16 protein-coding genes are annotated in these 19,388 nt (G+C 71.1%); 11 read left to right on the forward strand and 5 right to left on the reverse strand.

The genetic code is table 11. The features are described 5' to 3' along the window. Positions 1 to 70: 70 nt before the first annotated feature. Together ACIQVL_RS12235 and ACIQVL_RS12240 are read right to left on the reverse strand one after the other, a co-directional pair. Positions 71 to 1,822, reverse strand: a complete 1,752-nt coding sequence (locus ACIQVL_RS12235; RefSeq protein ID WP_403475252.1) for a P-loop NTPase fold protein — start codon at positions 1,820 to 1,822, stop codon at positions 71 to 73. A gap of 86 nt (positions 1,823 to 1,908) precedes the next feature. Further along, positions 1,909 to 2,547 carry a hypothetical protein gene (locus ACIQVL_RS12240; protein WP_403475253.1) on the reverse strand — a complete coding sequence of 213 codons (639 nt, stop codon included), beginning with the start codon at positions 2,545 to 2,547 and terminating at the stop codon, positions 1,909 to 1,911. Between the two features lie 149 nt (positions 2,548 to 2,696). On the opposite strand from ACIQVL_RS12240, the gene ACIQVL_RS12245 reads away from it, so the two are divergent. From ACIQVL_RS12245 to ACIQVL_RS12275, 7 genes are all read left to right on the forward strand, one after another. After that, on the forward strand, positions 2,697 to 3,908 hold the full coding sequence (locus tag ACIQVL_RS12245) for a pyridoxal phosphate-dependent aminotransferase (RefSeq protein WP_403443660.1): 1,212 nt from the start codon (positions 2,697 to 2,699) through the stop codon (positions 3,906 to 3,908). Positions 3,909 to 4,001: 93 nt separating this feature from the next. After that, positions 4,002 to 4,409, forward strand: coding sequence for a hypothetical protein (locus ACIQVL_RS12250; protein ID WP_403443657.1), 408 nt, complete (start codon positions 4,002 to 4,004; stop codon positions 4,407 to 4,409). Positions 4,410 to 4,727: 318 nt separating this feature from the next. Continuing rightward, complete coding sequence (locus ACIQVL_RS12255; protein WP_403475254.1) at positions 4,728 to 5,078, forward strand: Uma2 family endonuclease; 351 nt, start codon at positions 4,728 to 4,730, stop codon at positions 5,076 to 5,078. 109 nt (positions 5,079 to 5,187) lie between these two features. Continuing rightward, a complete protein-coding gene (locus ACIQVL_RS12260) occupies positions 5,188 to 6,264 on the forward strand; it encodes a hypothetical protein (protein WP_403475255.1) in 1,077 nt (358 codons plus the stop codon). 32 nt (positions 6,265 to 6,296) lie between these two features. Then, complete coding sequence (locus tag ACIQVL_RS12265) at positions 6,297 to 7,496, forward strand: toxic anion resistance protein (protein ID WP_403443717.1); 1,200 nt, start codon at positions 6,297 to 6,299, stop codon at positions 7,494 to 7,496. Continuing rightward, complete coding sequence (locus ACIQVL_RS12270) at positions 7,493 to 9,022, forward strand: substrate-binding domain-containing protein (RefSeq protein ID WP_403475256.1); 1,530 nt, start codon at positions 7,493 to 7,495, stop codon at positions 9,020 to 9,022. The genes ACIQVL_RS12265 and ACIQVL_RS12270 overlap by 4 nt, the downstream gene beginning before the upstream one ends. Further along, positions 9,009 to 9,611 carry a hypothetical protein gene (locus ACIQVL_RS12275; RefSeq protein ID WP_403443650.1) on the forward strand — a complete coding sequence of 201 codons (603 nt, stop codon included), beginning with the start codon at positions 9,009 to 9,011 and terminating at the stop codon, positions 9,609 to 9,611. Before ACIQVL_RS12270 ends, ACIQVL_RS12275 begins: the two co-directional genes overlap by 14 nt. Positions 9,612 to 9,656: 45 nt before the next feature. Here ACIQVL_RS12275 and ACIQVL_RS12280 read toward each other — a convergent pair whose 3' ends face one another. After that, complete coding sequence (locus tag ACIQVL_RS12280) at positions 9,657 to 11,636, reverse strand: calcium-binding protein (protein WP_403475257.1); 1,980 nt, start codon at positions 11,634 to 11,636, stop codon at positions 9,657 to 9,659. Positions 11,637 to 11,981: 345 nt separating this feature from the next. After that, the gene (locus ACIQVL_RS12285) at positions 11,982 to 13,805 is read right to left on the reverse strand and encodes a phosphoenolpyruvate carboxykinase (GTP) (protein WP_403475258.1); all 1,824 of its coding nucleotides are present in this window, start codon (positions 13,803 to 13,805) and stop codon (positions 11,982 to 11,984) included. A 353-nt stretch (positions 13,806 to 14,158) separates the two neighbouring features. Here ACIQVL_RS12285 and ACIQVL_RS12290 point away from each other — a divergent pair, with 353 nt between their 5' ends. The 4 genes from ACIQVL_RS12290 (at position 14,159) to ACIQVL_RS12305 (ending at position 17,947) form a co-directional block, all read left to right on the forward strand. Then, on the forward strand, positions 14,159 to 14,875 hold the full coding sequence (locus ACIQVL_RS12290) for a hemolysin III family protein (RefSeq protein ID WP_403443642.1): 717 nt from the start codon (positions 14,159 to 14,161) through the stop codon (positions 14,873 to 14,875). Between the two features lie 127 nt (positions 14,876 to 15,002). Continuing rightward, entirely contained in the window at positions 15,003 to 16,571 is a 1,569-nt protein-coding gene (locus ACIQVL_RS12295; protein WP_403475259.1) for a DHA2 family efflux MFS transporter permease subunit, read from the forward strand. Next, a complete protein-coding gene (locus tag ACIQVL_RS12300; RefSeq protein ID WP_403443636.1) occupies positions 16,568 to 17,191 on the forward strand; it encodes a TetR/AcrR family transcriptional regulator in 624 nt (207 codons plus the stop codon). Before ACIQVL_RS12295 ends, ACIQVL_RS12300 begins: the two co-directional genes overlap by 4 nt. A 33-nt stretch (positions 17,192 to 17,224) precedes the next feature. Next, a complete protein-coding gene (locus ACIQVL_RS12305; RefSeq protein WP_403443633.1) occupies positions 17,225 to 17,947 on the forward strand; it encodes a Mut7-C RNAse domain-containing protein in 723 nt (240 codons plus the stop codon). A gap of 18 nt (positions 17,948 to 17,965) precedes the next feature. Here ACIQVL_RS12305 and ACIQVL_RS12310 read toward each other — a convergent pair whose 3' ends face one another. After that, entirely contained in the window at positions 17,966 to 19,336 is a 1,371-nt protein-coding gene (locus ACIQVL_RS12310; protein WP_403475260.1) for a UDP-glucose dehydrogenase family protein, read from the reverse strand. Positions 19,337 to 19,388 lie beyond the last annotated feature (52 nt).

Raw genomic sequence — 19,388 nt, forward strand, 5'->3', positions numbered from 1 at the left:
TCTTCCGGCCACCCGCTGTTTTTGTCATGCACATTCTCAACACAAGTGGCCGCGCGGGCAAGGAGCTGTTTCAGGAAGGGCGTTGGCGGATTTCCGCGCAGGCGGCGTCGATGTGCTCGAAGAGAGCCGAGGAACCGGACGTGATGCGCGCGCCGAGTTCACGGCTGCGCTGCTCCCGGGCGGGGGTGACACGGCCGACGAAGAACACGACGGGACCGCCGAAGAGGCCCCTGCTCCGCCAGGCCGCCAGATCGGCGAACCCCGCGTCCCGTTCCGTGCCGCGCGTGACATCGGAGATCACCAGGTCGACGGGGTGGGTGGAGAGGATCCGGTCGGCCGTCGGGCCGCTCTGGGCCACCAGGACGTCCGCCCCGTGCGCCCGGAGGTGGCGCACGGAGGTCGCGTTCTGTTCCGGGTAGTCGTCCACCCACAGGACGCTGACACCCCGGTACTCGTCCCGGCCCTCCGCCCGCCCGGCCGTCGGTTCCTCGTCCGCGCGGGCCGCGACGGGCGCGGCGCCCTCCTGCAACCGCCGCAGCAGTTCGTCCGCCTGGGGCAGCCGCATCCACTCCTCGACGAGATGGACGAAGCCGTGGTCCCTCGCCAGCTCCGGGAACGCGGTGGGCAGCTCCTCCTCCAGCCGGGTCAGCACCGCCTCCCAGCTGTCCGGAGCCCCGGTCTCCGGCGCCACGAGCCCGTGCCCGGTCACCGAGTCCACCGTCGTACGCCACGACTCGGCGTCGACCTCGACCCACCGGCTCAGCACCCGCCTGGCCGTCCGGTACTCCAGGAACTCCCGGGCCGCGTGCCCGTAGGTGCCGTCGCTGGAGACGAGGAGGCGGTAGAAGTCGCCGTACAGGTGCTGCAGCAGAAGGGTCCTGACGACGGCCTCGGGCCTGAACCGGGCCCACACCGGATTGAGCGCGCACTCAAGACCGAAGCCGTTGATGAGGCGCTTGATCCGGCGCGGGTTGCGCGCCGAGCGGGCGGCGATCAGCCGTACCAGGTCGTCGTCCAGCAGCTCACGCAGTCCCGAGCGTTCGGCACAGCTCCGGACGTACGCCTCCAGGTGCTCGCCGCCCGCCACCGGCAGCCGGTAGCTCGTCTGGAAGATCTTCTCCATGAACGCCGTCCCGGCCGGCCCCAGATCCCGCAGCAGCCCCGACGACCCGAGCGCGGCACGGTCGCAGCCGATGACGAAGGCGAGGCCGGGGACGTCCAGATAGACCTTCACCGCCTCGCACACCGCGAGGACCGTCTCCTCGGCACAGCGGTCGAGGTCGTCGACGAAGACGACCAGCATGCGGCGGGGCCGGTCGCCGGCCCCCTCCGCCCAGGCGGTCGCAAGTCCTCGCAGCTCGGTCCGCAGGTCGTTGCGGGCCTTCGCGTCGACCGACAGCTCCTCCCAGAACCGGTCGACCAGGCCCGCGAGCCCGACCGTCGCGCCCGCCACCGTCAGCGTCGCCCGCAGGGTCGTGAGCCACGGTCTCCTCCCGGAGAGCCGGGCCACCGCCCGCCGCAGCACTCGCTCGTCCAGCTGCATCAGGACGGTCTTGATGAGCCCTTCGAGGGCGTCGGCGCCGGTGGAGGTCCAGGCGTTGTACCAGACGGTCTCGACGTCCTTCCGCCGTAGCTCCGCCTCGACCAGCCGCATCAGACTGCTCTTCCCCATGCCCCAGCCGGCGTCCACGGCAAGCGTCAGCGGAGTCGCGGACCGGGAGTCGTGCAGCAGCTTGGCCAGCTGCCGGGCGGCCTGCCCGGCGCCGAGCAGATCGGCCGCGGGGCCGGTCACGGGCTCGTCGTTGAGCAGCGAGAATTCCATGCGGCCCCCTTCACCCAGGGGGCCAAACTACATATGTCCGCGGCCATTTGGGACCGAGCGTGCCGCCCTGCCCGCGGGGCTCGCCGCTAGCGCCCCCTGCCGCCGCCCCGCCCGTGCCCCCAGCCGTGGCCCCCGTACGTGGGGCTCACCGTCGGGGACGTGGCGGCGGCCGTCGGCGACGGTGTCACGCTCGCACTGCGCGTCGGGGTGGCACTCGCCGAGCGGGTCTCCGCTGCCGACACCGGTGTCCCGGCCGTGGACGTGCCCCGGGCCGACGGCGACTCCACGACCGGCGCGGCCGACTTCACCGAGGGCGTGGCGGACGACGCGCCGCTCGGGCTCTCTCCCGGCGCCTGGGCCGGCGCCGACGACTCGCCGGCCGTGTGCTTCGCACGGTCCTGCTGGACCTGGCCGCCACCGGACGACGAGGAGAAGGTGAAACCGGCGACCAGTGCGGCCACGGACGCGGCGCCCACCGCACCCACGGCGACCGCCACGTGCTTCGCGCGCAGGCCGCCCACGCCACGGGCCGCCCGCCGCCGCTCCGCCCGGCCCGGTCCCGGCGCGGCGAGCGCGACCCTCGGCAGCTCGCGCGTCTCGTCGTATGCGTTGAGCCAGCCGTGCGCGAAGGCCGGATCCCGGTACTCCTCGTAGGCGGGGGCCGGTTCGCCCTCGGGTCGGTAGACGCTGGGCGCCCCGGTCTCGTCCTCGGCAGGTCTCGGCATGAACGCGGATTCTAGGGAGGGGAGCGGCCTTTGAGACAGCTACCGGCGATAACAGGCCAAAGCGCCGGACCTGCGGCTGTCCCCCACACGGGTCTCACGTGGTGGAAAACACGGCCCGACAGGCGTTACCGCCCCGTAAGCTCACCGGCATGCAGGTGATCCAGTCGACCAAGCTCGCCAACGTCTGTTACGAGATCCGGGGCCCGGTTCTCGAGGAGGCGATGCGGCTCGAGGCGGCGGGGCACCGCATCCTCAAGCTCAACACCGGCAACCCGGCCGCCTTCGGCTTCGAGTGCCCGCCGGAGATCCTGGAGGACATCCTCCGCAACGTCTCCTCGGCACACGGCTACGGTGACGCGAAGGGGCTGCTGGCCGCCCGGCGCGCGGTCGTCATGCACAACCAGACCATCGGCATCGAGACCGACGTCGAGCACGTCTTCATCGGCAACGGCGTCTCCGAGCTGATCGTGATGGCCATGCAGGGGCTGCTCGACGACGGGGACGAGGTCCTCGTACCGGCGCCGGACTACCCGCTGTGGACGGCGGCTGTCTCCCTCTCCGGCGGTACGGCCGTGCACTACCGCTGCGACGAGCAGTCGGACTGGATGCCCGACCTCGCCGACGTCGAGCGCAAGGTCTCCGACCGCACCAAGGCGATCGTCATCATCAACCCGAACAACCCGACGGGCGCGGTGTACGACGAGGCGGTGCTGCGCGGGCTGACCGACATCGCCCGCCGCCACAACCTCCTCGTCTGCTCGGACGAGATCTACGACAAGATCCTCTACGACGGCGCCACGCACACGCCGACCGCCGCGGTCGCCCCGGATCTCCTCACGCTCACCTTCAACGGCATGTCGAAGGCGTACCGGGTGGCCGGCTACCGGGTCGGCTGGATGTCCGTCTCGGGGCCCCGGGCGCACGCCGACTCCTACATCGAGGGCCTGACGATCCTCGCGAACATGCGGCTGTGCGCGAACATGCCCGGCCAGCACGGGGTCGTGGCCGCGCTCAGCGGACGCCAGACGATCGACGACCTCGTCCTGCCGGGCGGGCGACTGAAGGAGCAGGTGGATCTCGCCTACGAGCTGCTCACCCAGATCCCGGGCGTGAGCTGCGTCCGCCCCAAGGGCGCGCTGTACCTCTTCCCGCGCCTCGACCCCCAGGTCTTCAAGATCAAGGACGACCGGCAGATGGTCCTCGACCTGCTGCGGCAGGAGAAGATCATGGTCGTCCAGGGTACCGGCTTCAACTGGCCGGAGCCGGATCACTTCCGGGTGGTGACCCTGCCGACGGTCGGGGACCTGCGGGACGCGATCACCCGGATCGGCCGGTTCCTGGACGGGTACGGCCAGCCGTAGGCGGCCGCCGGGCCACCGTCCGCGACCCCGGTCAACTTTAGACGGAATCTAAGCTAGGATGGTTTCCTGTCAGAGCACAGGAGGCCATCTCCCATGTACGAACCGATCCGCACCAAGTCGGTCCACAGCACGATGGCCGGCTCCCCTTCCGACTTCCCCCACCGGACGCGCGAGGAGGAGCTGGACATCCAGCTCGCGGGACACCTCGCGGCACTCCTCGCCGTCACCGACGAACTGCGCGCACTCGCGCCGTCCACCGACCTCGACACCGCCGCGACCCGGCTGGCCGAGCAGGTGGCCCGGCTGCGGGGCGGACGGACACCGGTCCGCGCGTCGCCGACGGCGGCCGCGGAGCCGACCGCCCTGCACCAGCGCGCGCACGCCGTCGCCGGCCGCGCCCTGCTGGTCGCGGCGTCCCGCGCGGACACCGCGGCGGCGATCCTCGCGGCGGAACGCATGGACGCCCACGCGGCAGCCGGGGAACTCACCACGGCCGGCTGACCCACCCCATACGGCCCCGGTCCGCGCGCTCCCGCAGCGACGCGCGGACCGGGTTGCCATAGGTCAGTACGCTGAGGTCATGGGCATGGACTACCCAAAGATGCGCGGGATCGCCGAGCAACTCGGGGCCTACGCCGAGCAGCTCGAAGGGACCTGGAGCGTCGAGATCGGACCGTCCGGCCCGATACTGGCGATGATGTGCCCGTCGAAACGGCGTGAGGGCACGATCAGTCGTATCCGCAATCAGCTGAACACCCAACTCCAGGTCACCCACCCCGGCTACATGTGCGAGAACGGCCCGGAGATCGAGCACCCCGCATGCGCCGCCCCGACGCCGTGGTCATCCCCGAGGACGTGCTCGACGAGGAGGGTCTCGCTGTCGACGCCTCACAGGTGCTGGCCGTCGTCGAGATCGTCTCACCGTCCAACCCGGAAAATGACTACGTCGAAAAGATCAGCGAATACCCGGCCATGGGCATCGCCCACTACATGATCGTCGACCCCCGGAAGGGCACGATCGAAGTGCATTCCGACCCGTGCGGAAACCGCTACCGGCACATGGACCCTTATATCTACGGCGACATGGTGCCCTTCGGCCCCTGGCAGGTGGAGACCTCCGCCTTCCGCCGCTACGGCAAGGCAGGAAACGACCCGAACGGCCCCGTCTGACGGCGCCCGGCGGACTTCGGCGCTCCGGTTTCGTTCCGGGGCGCCCCCTTCACCCCCCGTTCATCCGTTCCACCCAGGACTGAGGGATTCCGGGAGCACTCTCCACCTCGTGAGACGTATCGCAGGAATCGTCCTCGCGGTGCTGCTGATCGGTGGCGTGGTGGCTGCCGTCGTCGCAGGCCGGCAGGGGGATGACAAGGGCACGGCAACGAAGACCGTGCGTGGTGTGATCGGTTCGGAGAAGTCGGACTTCTTCGCCGATCCCGATGTGGTGAAGGCCCTCGCCGCCAAGGGCTACACCGTGAAGACGGAGGCGTCCGGATCCTGGGCCATGGAGGATCTGGACCTGAAGGGCTACGACTTCGCCTTCCCGTCCAGTTCGGCGCCGGCCGACACGCTGGCCGCGAAGTACCATGCCCGCCAGCCCCTCCCCCGCCCCTTCTACTCGCCCCTCGTCGTGGTCGCCCACCGCAGCGCGGCCGAGGTGCTGGCCGCCAACGGGCTCGCCGTCCTCGACGGCAAGGGCAAGGGGACCCTGAAGATGGCCGCCTACCTGGACGCCGCCCGGCACGACCGGACCTGGCAGCAGCTCAAGGGGGCAAAGGCGCACGGGGAGCTGACCGGGACGCTGTACATCACCAGTACGGACCCGGAGACCTCCAACTCCGGTGCGCTGTACCTCGCCGCCGCCTCCTATGTCGCCAACGGGGGGCAGGTGGTGGCGAGTGACGCGGACGTCGCGCGGACCGCGCCGCTGCTGCACAAGCTGGTCAGCGTGCAGGGAGCGCAACAGCCCAGCAGCGACTCGGTGTTCAGGGACTTCGTCAGCGGCGCCGGAAACCCGCTGGTGTGCCTGTACGAGTCGCAGGTGGTCTCGCTGCTCGGGGAGCAGCAGGGCGCCGACGACCTCGTCGTCCTCTACCCGGACACCACGGTCAACAGCGACCACACCGTCGTACCGCTCGACGACGCCGGCCGCCGGCTCGGCGAACTCCTCAGCACCGACCCGACCCTGCGCAGGCTCGCCGTCAGACACGGCTTCCGGCCCCAGGGCGACTCCGCCGAGTTCGTCAAGGCCACCGCAGGCCACACCGCCTACCTCAACCAGACACTGACCGGCGTCCGGCAGGCGCCCGTGCCCACCTCCGCGGTGCTGCACGAGATGGCCCGCCGGGCGCGCGGCTGACCCGGGGGGACCCTGTGAGCAACTTCGACAAGATGGTGCCGAGCGGCGGTGCGCACCCGCCCACGCTGAGCGGCGACGACGTCTTCACGCTGACCCCGCCGGAGGCGGTGGTGCCCGTGCCGCGGGAGAAGGCGGGCGGGCTGGTGCCCGTCGACGACGGCGTCCGTACGGACATGGCGCGCAGGGCCTCCGACTACGTCCGGGACCTCGCCGCCCTGGACGCCCGGTCCCCGGAGTTCGCGAGCAAGGTCGGCGAGATCACCGGCCTCGGCGCCGGCGAGATGCGCACCGCCGCCTCGCAGTCGAACCGCATGCTGGAGCGCGCCGTGCGCAGCCTGCCCGACAAGGGCGGTGACGCCCAGGCCAAGGTGGCCGGCTCGCTCGTCGAACTCCGCCGGGTCGTGGAGGACCTGGACCCGCGCGACCTGCCCGCGAGCAAGGGCCGCAAGTTCCTGTCCCGGCTGCCCGGCGGCAACAAGCTCCGCGACCACGTCGCCAAGTACGCGTCCGCGCAGGGGACGTTGAACAAGATCGTGGGCTCGCTGCGCGGCGGCCAGGACGAACTGCGGCGGGACAACGCGGCGTTGCAGACGGAGCGGGTGCGGCTCTGGGAGACGATGGGCAAGCTCCAGGAGTACGTCGTGCTCACCCAGGCCCTGGACACCGCCGTCGAGCAGCACGTCGCCCGGATCCCGGACCCCCAGGAGGCCGACGCGGTACGGGCGGACGTGCTCTTCCCGGTCCGGCAGAAGCACCAGGACCTGCTCACCCAGCTCGCGGTGTCCGCGCAGGGCTACCTCGCGATGGACGTCGTACGGCGCAACAACGACGAGCTGATCAAGGGCGTCGAACGCGCCGCCACCACCACCGTCTCCGCGCTGCGGATCTCGGTGATGCTGGCCTCCGCGCTCGACAACCAGAAGAAGGTGATCGAGCAGGTCAACGCGTTGCGCGGGACGACCGAGGACCTGATCCGGGGCAACGCCGAGATGCTCGCGACCCAGAGCGGGGAGATCCAGCGGATCGCCGCTGACCCGGCGGTGGGCGCCGAGACGCTGCGGGCCGCGTTCCAGCAGATCTACCGGACCCTCGACGCGATCGACACCTACAAGGTGCAGGCGACCGAGGTGATGGCGACCACCGTGCAGTCGCTGACCGACGAACTCCACCAGGCCAGTGCCTACCTGGAGCGCAGCCGCTCGAAGAGCGCACTGGAGGGCGGCCCCGCATGAGCAGACGCCCGCTCCTCGCCCTCCTCGCGGCGGCGGCCGTCGTCCTGACCGGCTGCACCTCCGAGGACCACGGCGACGACTCCACGGCCCCGAAGCCGGGCACCCTGCGCGTCCTCGCCTCCTCCGAACTCAGCGACATGACGGCCGTCTTCGACCGGGTCCGCAAGGACACCGGCGTCACGATCCGGCCCACCTACATGGGCACCCTGGACGCCATCGACCTGCTGGCGAAGGGGAAGACGGACGGCAGGTACGACGCGCTCTGGCTGTCCTCCGACGACTATCTGCGGCTGCGCCCCGAGGCGGCGAAGAAGGTCGTCTCCGAGACGTCGATCATGTCCAGCCCGGTCGCGATCGGCGTGAAGACGACCACCGTGCAGACGCTGGGCTGGAAGCCGGCCGACGTCACCTGGTCCCAGGTCGAGCAGGCCGTGGAGGCCGGCAGGCTGACGTACGGCATGACGGACCCGGCCCGCTCCAACTCCGGTTTCGCCACCCTGGTCTCGGTGGCCTCCGCGCTCTCCGGCGCCCAGTCGGCGCTCACGGACGCCGACGTCACGAAGGCGACTCCCCGGCTGAAGAAGTTCTTCAAGGGCCAGACCCTGACCTCGGGCTCCTCCGGCTGGCTGGCCTCGGCCTACCAGCGGCGCGGCAACGTCGACGCCCTGCTCAACTACGAGTCGGTGCTCCAGGGCATCCCCGGTCTCACCGTGATCCGCCCGAAGGACGGCGTGGTCACCGCCGACTACCCGTTCTCCTCGCTGGCCTCGTCCTCCTCCGCCACCCGCGAGGACGTCCGCCGGGTCACGGAGGACCTGCGCACCACGGCCGTGCAGAAGCTGATCACGGACACCACCCGCCGCCGCCCGGTGGTGGCCTCCGTCGCCCCGGCCGCCGGCCTGGACACCAGCCGCCGCCGCGAACTGCCCTTCCCCGGCAGCCGGTCGGTGGCCGACGGGCTCATCTCGGCCTACGAGAACGACCTGCGCCGGCCCTCCCGCACGGTCTACGTCCTGGACACCTCGGGCTCGATGGAGGGCGACCGCCTCTCCCGCCTGAAGGCCGCCCTCACCGGCCTGACCAGCGACTTCCGCAACCGCGAGGAGGTCACCCTGATGCCGTTCGGCTCGGCCGTGAAGAGCGTCAGCACCCACGTCGTCGACGACAAGTCCGACCTCGCCGCGATCCGCAAGGACACCGACGCCCTGCACGCCGACGGCAACACGGCGATCTACACCTCGCTGGAGAAGGCGTACGGCCGGCTGAACACCTCCGCGGACGCCTTCACGTCGATCGTGCTGATGACCGACGGCGAGAACACCACGGGCGCCAAGGCCGGTGACTTCGACGACTTCTACCACAAGCTCTCCGCCGACCGGCAGCAGATCCCGGTCTTCCCCATCCTCTTCGGCGACTCCTCCCGCACCGAGCTCCAGCACATCGCCGACCTGACCGGCGGCCGTCTCTTCGACGCCCAACAGGGTTCCCTGGACGGCGCCTTCGAGGAGATCCGTGGCTACCAGTAAGGCTCTCGCCTACCTCGAATCCCGTAAGAACCTCACGGGCAGCGGGGCCGGTCTCGTCGGCCTGGTCCTGACCTTCACGGGGGTGGCGGGCACGTACTGGCCGGTGGTGGTGGCGGGCCTGTACGGCGCGGGCGCGCTGATCGCCCCGCCGGAGCGGCCGCCGCTGCCGGACTTCCCGACGCCCTCCGCCCAGCTGGAGGAGGTACGGGCCGACTTCCGCAAGCTGGAGACCTATCTGGCAGAGGTCGGCCTGCCCGCCTCGACGGAGGCCCGGCTCGCCGAACTGACCGACCTGCTCACCGCGTTGCTGGACCCCGGCTGGGCCGCCGAGCTCCTGGCCCAGGACCCGGAGGGCGTCCACGTCCTGTCGCGCACGGTCCGGCAGGACATCCCGGAGGCGGTCGACAGCTTCGTGCGGACGCGGTGGTGGACGCGTCTGACGCCCGGCCAGGAGCCGCCGGAGCGGCATCTGGAACGCCAGCTGTCCCTCCTTAAGGAGGAGGCCGAGCAGTTGGCGGCCGGGCTGCGGGACGCGGAGGCCAGGCGCCAGGAGACGCACACGCGGTACCTGGAGGACCGCAACAACTGAGCCGGCCCCCCGCGTGCGCGCGAGGGGCCGGGCCGGAACGGGGGCTCAGGGGCAGCTGATGCGGCCGTCACCCGGGTCGGTGGTGCAGGTGTCGAAGCCGGCACCGCCGTTGGCGGTGTCGTTGCCTGACACCCCGTCGGTGGTGACGACACGGTCGTTGCCGGCGGATCCGTTCACGGTGTCGTTGCCCGGACCGCCGTAGAGCGTGTCGTTGCCGGCGCCGCCGTCGATGGTGTCGTTGCCGTAGTCGCCGTAGACGGTGTCGGTGCCGTCGTTGCCGCGGAGGGTGTCGTTGCCGCCCAGGCCGCAGATCACGTCGTTGCGGAGGGTGCCGTTGAGGGTGTCGGCTCCGCTGGTGCCGATGATGGTGCAGCCCCGGGAGTTGTTGACGGTGCCGGTCGCGGTGGCGGTGTTGTTGCCCGTGGCCGGGTCGGTCTGGGTGGCCGTGACCGCGGCCGTGTTGGTGAGCGTGCCGGTGGCGCGGGGTTCGGCGACGACCGTGACCGTGGCGCCGGCGCCCGGGGCCAGGGTGCCGAGGGCGCAGGTCGCGCCGGTGGCGGTGGTGGTGCAGCTGCCCTGGGAGGGCGTGGCCGAGATCAGCGTCGCGCCCGCTCCGGAGAGGGTGTCGGTCAGTGTGACGCCGGTGGCGGACGCGGTGGAGGCGGTCGCATTGGTCACGCGGACGGTGTAGGTGGCCCGGTCGCCGATGGTCACGGTGGACGGGCCCGTCTTGGTGACGGAGAGGTCCGCGCTGGGCGGCGGCGGGGGCGGGGGTGTGCTGCCTCCGCCGCCCAGGTAGCGGGCCAGGGCGAAGTCGTTGTCCGGTCCGCCCTGGCCGGCGGCGACGATCCGTCCGTCGGACTGCACGGCCACGCCGTGGGCGGCATCGCTGCCGCCGAAGCTCGTGGCCGTCCGGCCGCCGTTGCCGAAGCCGCTGTCCAGGCCGCCGTCGGTGTTGTACCGCAGGACGTTGAAGCCGCCCGGCCCGTTGCCGGCGACGACGATCCGTCCGTCGCTCTGCAGCTTCATGTCCTGGGCGCCGCCGCCGGGGGTGACGACCAGGCCGTTTCCGTCGAAGCTCGGGTCCAGGGCGCCGTTGGTGCTGTAGCGGGCGAGTGCGACCCTGCCACCGCTCGAACCGGCGGCGACGATCTTGCCGTCGGGCTGGATCGCGAGCGCCTCCGCGGAGTCGTAGTCACCGAAGTCGGTGCGCTGGATGCCGCCGGTACCGAACCCGGTGTCGAGGCTGCCGTCGGTGTTGTAGCGGACGAGCACGAAGTCGAAGCGGGTCGTCCCGACCTCGCCCGCGACCAGGATCTTGCCGTCGGGCTGCACGGCCAGGGCGCGCACGTCGCCGCCCTCCTGGAGAGAGTCGCCCAGAGCGGTGGTCACCTTGCCGTCACCGCCGAAGGTGGTGTCCAGGGAGCCGTCGGCGTTGTAACGGGCCACCGCGGCATCGCCGCCGACATAGCCCGCGGCGACGATCTTGCCGCCGGGCAGCGCCACCACGTCGGTGGCCTCTTCGGGGACGCCGAAGTCGGTGAACACCCGGCCGTCGCCGTTGCCGAAACTCGTGTCCAGCGAGCCGTCGCTCGCCCTGTACCGGACCAGCGTGAACCAGCAGCAGTTCTCGGGCCCTCGCCAACTGCTGCCCGCCACCACGATGTTGCCGTCATCGGGCTGCAGGGCGACGGCGTGCGCCTCGCTCCACTGGAGGCCCTCGCTCGACGGCAGGTTGTTGACGGCGGTCGTCACCCTGCCGTCGCCGCCGAAGGTGGTGTCCAGGGAGCCGTCGGCGTTGTGCCGGGTCAGCGCGAAGTCGCCCTCCGACGCGGAGTTGTCGAAGGAGGTGCCGACGGAGACGATCCTGCCGTCGGACTGCACCGCCACGTCGGCGGCGGAGTCGTCGCCGCCGAAGTCGGTGAGGACCGTGCCGTCGCCGGCGAAGGCGGGGTCCAGGTCGCCGGGAGCGGCGACCGCGGTGCCGGGCAGGGCCAGGAGCAGCGCCAGGAGGGTGGCTGCCACGGTGCCGGCTCGGACCGTGAGTGATCGAACACCAGGTGTGAACGATCGAACCTGAGGTGTGAGCATGGGCGACAGCGTTCCGACGCCGGTCCACAAGTCGGCTCGCCACGAGCCGTCTTGCGCTCACCGGCCGCAGGAATCCACCCGCGCGGGTGAGGCCCGCACCCAGGCGAAGGCCTGTCGCCACCGGGCTCCCGTCGGGGCGGACGGGAGCAGGTGACGACAGGCCCAGGAGCCGCGCACGCCGTTGTACGCAGCCTCGCCGGTCTCACACCGCGGCCGGTCGTGACGATCGCTGGTCAGGGCACATCCCCCAACCGGCCGCGGAGTCTTTCCGGAGGGGACTTATCCGAGCCGCTCCACCAGCGCCCGGTACTCGGCCCACAGCTCCTTCGGCGTGTGCTCGCCGAAGGTGTTGAGGTGGTCGGGGACGAGCGCCGCCTCCTCCCGCCAGACCTCCTTGTCGACGGTCAGCAGGAAGTCGAGGTCGCTGTCGTCGAGGTCCAGCCCGTCGGTGTCCAGGGACTCCCGCGTCGGCAGCACGCCGATCGGCGTCTCCACGCCCTCGGCCCTGCCCTCCAGCCGCTCCACGATCCACTTCAGGACGCGGGAGTTCTCGCCGAAGCCGGGCCAGACGAACTTGCCCGCGTCGTTCTTGCGGAACCAGTTGACGTAGTAGATCTTCGGCAGCCTGGCCTGGTCCTTGTCCTTGGCCACGTCTATCCAGTGGGCCATGTAGTCGCCCATGTTGTAGCCGCAGAACGGCAGCATCGCGAACGGGTCGCGGCGCAGTTCGCCGACCTTGCCCTCGGCGGCGGCGGTCTTCTCGGAGGCCACGTTGGCGCCGAGGAAGACGCCGTGGTTCCAGTCGAAGGACTCGGTGACCAGCGGGACGGCGGTGGCGCGGCGGCCGCCGAAGAGGATCGCCGAGATCGGCACGCCCTTCGGGTCCTCCCACTCCGGCGCGATGATCGGGCACTGGGCGGCGGGGACGGTGAAGCGGGCGTTGGGGTGGGCGGCCGGGGTCTCGGAGCCCGGCGTCCAGTCGTTGCCCTTCCAGTCCGTGAGGTGGGCCGGGAGCTCCTCCGTCATGCCCTCCCACCAGATGTCGTCGTCGTCCGTGAGCGCGACGTTGGTGAAGACCGCGTTGCCCCACAGCGTCTTCATCGCGTTGGCGTTGGTGTGCTCACCGGTGCCGGGTGCGACGCCGAAGAAGCCGGCCTCGGGGTTGATCGCGTAGAGGCGGCCGTCGGCGCCGAACCGCATCCAGGCGATGTCGTCGCCGATGGTCTCGACGGTCCAGCCGGAGACGGTGGGCTCCAGCATGGCGAGGTTCGTCTTGCCGCAGGCGCTCGGGAAGGCTGCGGCGACGTACTTCGACTCGCCCTGCGGGGGCGTGAGCTTGAGGATCAGCATGTGCTCGGCGAGCCAGCCCTCGTCGCGCGCCATGACGGACGCGATGCGCAGGGCGTAGCACTTCTTGCCGAGCAGGGCGTTGCCGCCGTAGCCGGAGCCGTAGGACCAGATCTCGCGGGACTCGGGGAAGTGCGAGATGTACTTGGTCTGGTTGCACGGCCAGGCCACGTCCGCCTCTCCTTCCGCGAGGGGCGCGCCGAGGGTGTGGACGGCCTTCACGAAGAAGCCGTCGTCGCCGAGTTCGTCGAGGACGGCCTGGCCCATGCGCGTCATCGTGCGCATCGAGACGGCGACGTACGCCGAGTCCGTGATCTCCACGCCGAGGGCGGACAGCGGCGAGCCGAGGGGGCCCATGCAGAACGGGACGACGTACATCGTCCGGCCCTTCATCGAGCCGCGGAACAGGCCCTTCTCGCCCGCGAAGATCTCCCGCATCTCGGCGGGGGCCTTCCAGTGGTTGGTCGGGCCGGCGTCCTGCTCCTGCTCGGAGCAGATGAACGTGCGGTCCTCGACCCGGGCGACGTCGGTCGGGTCGGAGGCCGCGTAGTAGGAGTGGGGGCGCTTGATCGGGTCGAGCTTCTTGAAGGTGCCCTTCGCCACGAGCTCCTCGCACAGGCGCTCGTACTCGGCCTCGGATCCGTCACACCAGACCACGCTGTCCGGTTGCGTCAGTTCGGCGATCTCGTTGACCCACGAGACCAGTTCCTGATGGTGGGTGGGGATGACGGTGGGAGCCGCGTTGTCGCGCGCCACGATTGCTCCTAAATGAGGGATTTTTGATCTTGTGGCCCTTTTTCAGGCCTTGTTGCCCCGTGGGGGCTGCGACCCGGATGCTTCGTAGCCGCTCATCCGGTGCCGACCGCACTCATTTGATCCTCCGACTCGATCTCCCATCTGTCCAGAGGGAGTCACAGATGAGCGACGTGAGGAAGGCCACGGTTTCTGGGTCCACCTGCGTTTCTTTGCGTCCACATTGAGTTCGCCTCAAGGTCTTTTTGCCCACCGATGTGAGCGCAACCGAGGCTCCGTGAGACGATGGCCACTCTCGGCCGGTCATGGAGCGGGACTGATCCGTAACCTACGGTTCCGTAGGTACGATGCCCTTCATGACTGCGCCCGTCCCCGACGCGCCCACGGACTCGCCGGCCGCCGGCCGTGGCCCCGCCGCGCTCTCCTCCCTGTCACAGCAGGTCAAGCCCAAGCTGCGCGGCTGGCTGCACCTGGGCATGTTCCCGGCCGTCCTCGTGGCGGGTCTCGTCCTCACCGCCCTCGCCGACTCACCGCGCGGCCGCATCGCCTGCGGGATCTTCGCCCTGACCGCGTGCCTGCTGTTCGGCGTGAGCGCGCTGTACCACCGGGGCAACTGGAGCCCGCGCATGGACGGCATCCTGCGCAGACTCGACCACGCCAACATCTTCCTGATCATCGCGGGCACCTACACGCCCCTGACCATGCTGCTGCTGCCCGAAGCGAAGGGGCAGTGGCTGCTGTGGGGCATCTGGGGCGCCGCGGCGGCCGGGATCGCCTTCCGGGTCTTCTGGGTCGGCGCCCCGCGCTGGCTGTACACGCCCTGCTACATAGCGATGGGCTGGGCGGCGGTCTTCTTCCTGCCCGACTTCATGCGCACCGGAGGCATCGCGGTCCTGGTCCTGGTGGTCGTCGGCGGCCTGCTCTACAGCGCGGGCGGCGTGATCTACGGCATCAAGCGCCCGAACCCGTCACCGCGGTACTTCGGCTTCCACGAGGTGTTCCACTCCCTCACGCTGGCCGCGTTCGTCGTGCACTACGTCGGCATCTCCCTGGTGGCCTACCAGCACGCGTAGCCCCACCGCCGCTCCTCGAAGTGGCCACGGCTCCCCGAGCCGTGGCCACTTTTTTCATGCCCTCCTCCACATTACGACATCGACTCGCCATTGACATCAACTGGATTTTGAGAGCTACTCTCATTTCATGGCTACTGTCACTCATCTTGAAGAGACGCACCAGAACCCCCGCCGCTGGTGGGCCCTCGGTGCCCTGGTCGCGAGCATGCTGGTGCTCGGCTTCGACACGACGATCCTCAACGTGGCGCTCCCGACGATGGCCGGGGAGCTCGGCGCCACCACCAGCCAGCAGCAGTGGATGGCGGACGCCTACGTCATCGTCTTCGCGTCGCTGATGCTCCCCGCCGGACTCCTCGGCGACCGCTTCGGCCGCCGCCGGATGCTGGTCGTGGGCCTGCTGATCTTCCTGGCCGGGTCGGTGATGGGCTCGCTGGCCGGCGACGTGAACTGGGTGATCGCCGCCCGCGCCGCCATGGGCGTCGGCGCCGCCCTGGTCATGCCGCTCGCGATGTCCGTGCTGCCCTCGCTGTTCGGGCCCGCCGAGCGCACCCGGGCCGTCGGCATCGTCTCGGCCGCCTCGGCGCTCGGGCTGCCGCTCGGCCCGATCATCGGCGGCTTCCTGCTCAACCACTTCTGGTGGGGCTCGGTCTTCCTGATCAACGTGCCGATGGCCGCCATCGGCGTCGCCGCCTGCGTCTTCCTGCTCCCCGAGACCCGCGACCCCGCCTCCCCCAAGGTCGACACCCTCTCCACCGCGCTCACCGCGATCGGCCTCGGCGCCCTGGTCTACGCGATCATCGAGGCCCCCGGCCGCGGCTGGGGCGACCCGCTGGTCCTCGCCCTGTTCGCGGTCGCCGCCGTCCTCGTCACCGCTCTGGTGCTGCGCGAGCGCCGGGCCCACCGCCCGATGCTCGACATGGAGCTCCTCACCCACCGCGGCTTCCTGCTCAACACCCTCGCGGCCACGCTCGTGATGTTCGTGCTGTCCGGCCTGCTGTTCGTGCTGCCGCAGTACCTCCAGGCGGTCCTCGGCAACGACGCCTTCGGCACCGGCCTGCGGCTGCTGCCCATGATGGGCGGCCTCATCGTCGCCGCGCGGGCCGCCCAGCCGGTCGTCGCCCGCTTCGGCGCCCGCGCCGTGGTCGCCGCGGGCCTGGTCGTGCTCGCCTTCGCCGCCCTGCTCGGCAGCCGCACCTCGGTGAGCGACGGCTACGGCTTCACCGCACTGTGGCTCTCCGTCGCGGGCCTCGGCTTCGGCTTCTCGGTGGTCCCCGCCATGGACGGCGCCCTCGGCGCCCTGCCCGCGGACCGGGCCGGCAGCGGCTCCGGGCTGCTGATGACCACCCGCCAGGTCGGCGGCGCGATCGGCATCGCCCTGCTCGGCAGCCTGCTGGCCAGTACCTTCCGCGACCGCCTCGACGTCACCGGGCTGCCCGCACCGCTCGGCCACACCGCGGGCGAGTCGGTGGTCGCCGCCCACCTGGTCGCCGAGAAGACGGACTCCGCCCACCTCGTCGCCTCCGCGAACGCCTCCTACGTGCACGGCATGGGCCTGGTCCTGCTGGTCTGCGGCATCGCCGCGCTCGCCACCGCCCTGCTGGCCGCCGCGCTCCTGCCCAACTCCCCCGCCGAGCGCCCCACCGAAGGGAACGATTCCCCGGCCGTGGCCCCCGCCACCGCCGATGCCGGACAATGACCAGCATGACGGCACCGCACACCTCCCCCCAGCCCGGCCTCCGCGAACGGAAGAAGATCAAGACCCGCGAGGCCATCCGCGGGGCCACGTACGCGCTGGTCGAGGAGCAGGGCTGGGACGCCACGACGATCGAGCAGATCGCCGAGCGTGCCGAGGTGTCGCCGTCGACGGTCTTCCGGTACTTCCCGACCAAGGAGGACATCGTCCTCACGGACGAGTACGACCTGCTGATCATGGAAGAGCTCCGGTCACGGCCCGCCGACGAGCCGTGGCCGACGTCCCTCCGCTACGTGATGCACCGGGCGATCCGGCTGGGCGTCAAGGACGATCCGGTGGTCTCCCGGCTGCGTACCCGGCTGATGGTCGAGGTCCCCGCGGTGCGCTCCCGGATGATGGAGAGCATGTCGTCCACCGGGCGCCTGCTCTGCCAGGCCATCGGGGAGCGCACCGGCCGTTCCCCGGACAGCCTGGAGGTCCGGGTCTACGCGATGTCCTTCATCGGCGGGCTGATGGAGGTCTCGATGTACTGGGCGGAGAACGCGCACGAGGGCGACTTCGAGGCCCTCGTCGACCGCGCCCTGGACGTCATCGAGCACGGCCTGCCCCCGGAAAACCACTGAGGTCACGGCCGCCACCCGTGCCATCCTGACCAGGTGAACGCTTCCGAGATCCAGGTCGAAGTCGCCCCCGAGCTGGCCCTGTTCGTCCCGCACGCCCGCCGTGTCGGCGTCCATCCCCTCGCCGTCGACGGCGTCTCGACCCTCGGCCACGTCATCGAGTCCCTGGGCGTCCCCCTGACCGAGGTGGGCGCCCTGGTGGTCGACGGCCGGGAGGTCCCCGTGGCCCACGTCCCGGCACACGGCGAGCGGGTGACCGTACGCCCGGTCACCCGCCCCCAGCGCGTCCCCGGCGCCCCGCTCCGCTTCCTCCTCGACGTCCACCTCGGCACCCTCGCCCGCCGCCTGCGCCTGCTCGGCGTCGACACGGCCTACGAGTCGACGGACATCGGCGACCCTGCCCTCGCCGCCCGCTCGGCGGCCGAGAAACGCGTCCTGCTCAGCCGCGACCGGGGCCTGCTGCGCCGCCGCGAGCTCTGGGCCGGCGGCTACGTCTACAGCACAGGACCCGACGAACAGCTCCGTGACGTCCTCGACCGGTTCGCCCCCGACCTGCGCCCCTGGACCCGCTGCACCGCCTGCAACGGCCTGCTGAAGGAGGCCACGAAGGACGAGGTGGCGGACCAGCTGAAGGGCGGGACGCAGAAGTCGTACGACGTCTTCGCGCAGTGCGCGGAGTGCGGCCGCGCGTACTGGAAGGGCGCGCACCACCAGCAGCTGGAGGCCATCGTGGCGCGCGCCCTCGCCGAGTTCGCCTGAACCGGCGCCGGTTCGCGGTCAGCTGCGGCCCAGCGCCCGGTACTCCCAGCCGGCCGCGCGCCACTCGGCGGGGTCCAGGGCGTGCCGGCCGTCCACGACCCGGCGCCGGTTCACCACGGCGCCCATGGCCTCCGGGTCGATCTCCCGGAACTGCGTCCACTCGGTGAGCAGGACCACGACGTCGGCGCCCGCGGCGGCCTGCAGCGCGTCGGTCCCGTAGTCCAGCTCGGGGTGGACGCGGCGGGCGTTGTCCATCGCCACCGGGTCGTAGACCGTCACCCGGGCGCCGGCCCGGTGCAGGGTGGCGGCGACGTCCAGCGCCGGGGCGTCGCGGATGTCGTCGGAGTTGGGCTTGAAGGCCGCCCCGAGCGCGGCCACCCTCGTCCCGGCGAGGTCCCCGCCGACCAGCTCGCGGACCAGGTCCACGGTGCGGGCGCGGCGGCGCTGGTTGATCGCGTCCACCTCGCGCAGGAAGGCGACCGCCTGGGCGACGTCCAGTTCCTCGGCGCGGTGGATGAACGCCCTGATGTCCTTGGGCAGGCAGCCGCCGCCGAAGCCGAGCCCCGGCTTCAGGAACCGGCCGCCGATCCGGTCGTCGTAGGACAGGGCCTCGGCCAGCCGGTGCACGTCCGCGCCGGTGGCCTCACAGACCTCCGCCATGGCGTTGATGTACGAGATCTTCGTGGCCAGGAAGGAGTTGGCGGCGACCTTGACCAGTTCGGCGGTCGGCAGGTCGGCGACCACGACCGGGGTGCCCTGGGCGATGACGGGCGCGAACGCCGCGCGCAGCTGCTGCTCCGCCCAGGCGGACTCGGTGCCGAACACCAGGCGGTCGGGGTGCAGGGTGTCCTCGACCGCGAAGCCCTCGCGCAGGAACTCCGGGTTCCAGGCCAGCTCCACGGCGTCCCCGGCCGGGGCGGTGGCGCGGACCAGCTCCGCGAGGCGGGCCGCGGTGCCCACCGGCACCGTCGACTTCCCGACCACCAGGGCCCGGCGGTTCAGGTGCCGGGCCAGCTCGGTCACCGCGCCCTCCACGTAGGTCAGGTCGGCGGCGTAGGAGCCGGGCTGCTGCGGGGTGCCCACGCAGACGAAGTGGATGTCGCCGAACTCGGCGGCCTCGGCGAGGCTGGTCGTGAAGTGCAGCCGGCCGGACTCCTGGGCCTTGACCAGGAGCTCGGGCAGTCCTGGCTCGAAGAACGGCACCTCCCCCGCTCTCAGCAGCTCGATCTTGCCGGGGTCGACGTCGACGCCCAGCACCTCGTAGCCGAGCGCCGCCATGCACACGGCGTGCGTGGCGCCCAGGTAGCCGGTGCCGATGACCGTGAGACGGGGAGCGCCGGCGCCGACGGTGGATTCAGTGCCGTGGGTGGTGGCGGGAAGAGTGTCCATGATGCCTCCGAGGGGATTTCCGAGCTGGCTGCGCGCATGCCAAAGACACGCG

Origin of the sequence: Streptomyces sp. NPDC090499 (assembly GCF_044769305.1) — a bacterium.
Lineage (GTDB): Bacteria > Actinomycetota > Actinomycetes > Streptomycetales > Streptomycetaceae > Streptomyces.

Coding starts and splice junctions, on each gene's coding strand:
- ACIQVL_RS12235 (WP_403475252.1), bottom strand. CDS start 1,822: ATGGAATTCTCGCTGCTCAACGACGAGCCCGTGACCGGCCCCGCGGCC.
- ACIQVL_RS12240 (WP_403475253.1), bottom strand. CDS start 2,547: ATGCCGAGACCTGCCGAGGACGAGACCGGGGCGCCCAGCGTCTACCGA.
- ACIQVL_RS12245 (WP_403443660.1), top strand. CDS start 2,697: ATGCAGGTGATCCAGTCGACCAAGCTCGCCAACGTCTGTTACGAGATC.
- ACIQVL_RS12250 (WP_403443657.1), top strand. CDS start 4,002: ATGTACGAACCGATCCGCACCAAGTCGGTCCACAGCACGATGGCCGGC.
- ACIQVL_RS12255 (WP_403475254.1), top strand. CDS start 4,728: ATGCGCCGCCCCGACGCCGTGGTCATCCCCGAGGACGTGCTCGACGAG.
- ACIQVL_RS12265 (WP_403443717.1), top strand. CDS start 6,297: ATGGTGCCGAGCGGCGGTGCGCACCCGCCCACGCTGAGCGGCGACGAC.
- ACIQVL_RS12270 (WP_403475256.1), top strand. CDS start 7,493: ATGAGCAGACGCCCGCTCCTCGCCCTCCTCGCGGCGGCGGCCGTCGTC.
- ACIQVL_RS12290 (WP_403443642.1), top strand. CDS start 14,159: ATGACTGCGCCCGTCCCCGACGCGCCCACGGACTCGCCGGCCGCCGGC.
- ACIQVL_RS12295 (WP_403475259.1), top strand. CDS start 15,003: ATGGCTACTGTCACTCATCTTGAAGAGACGCACCAGAACCCCCGCCGC.
- ACIQVL_RS12300 (WP_403443636.1), top strand. CDS start 16,568: ATGACCAGCATGACGGCACCGCACACCTCCCCCCAGCCCGGCCTCCGC.
- ACIQVL_RS12310 (WP_403475260.1), bottom strand. CDS start 19,336: ATGGACACTCTTCCCGCCACCACCCACGGCACTGAATCCACCGTCGGC.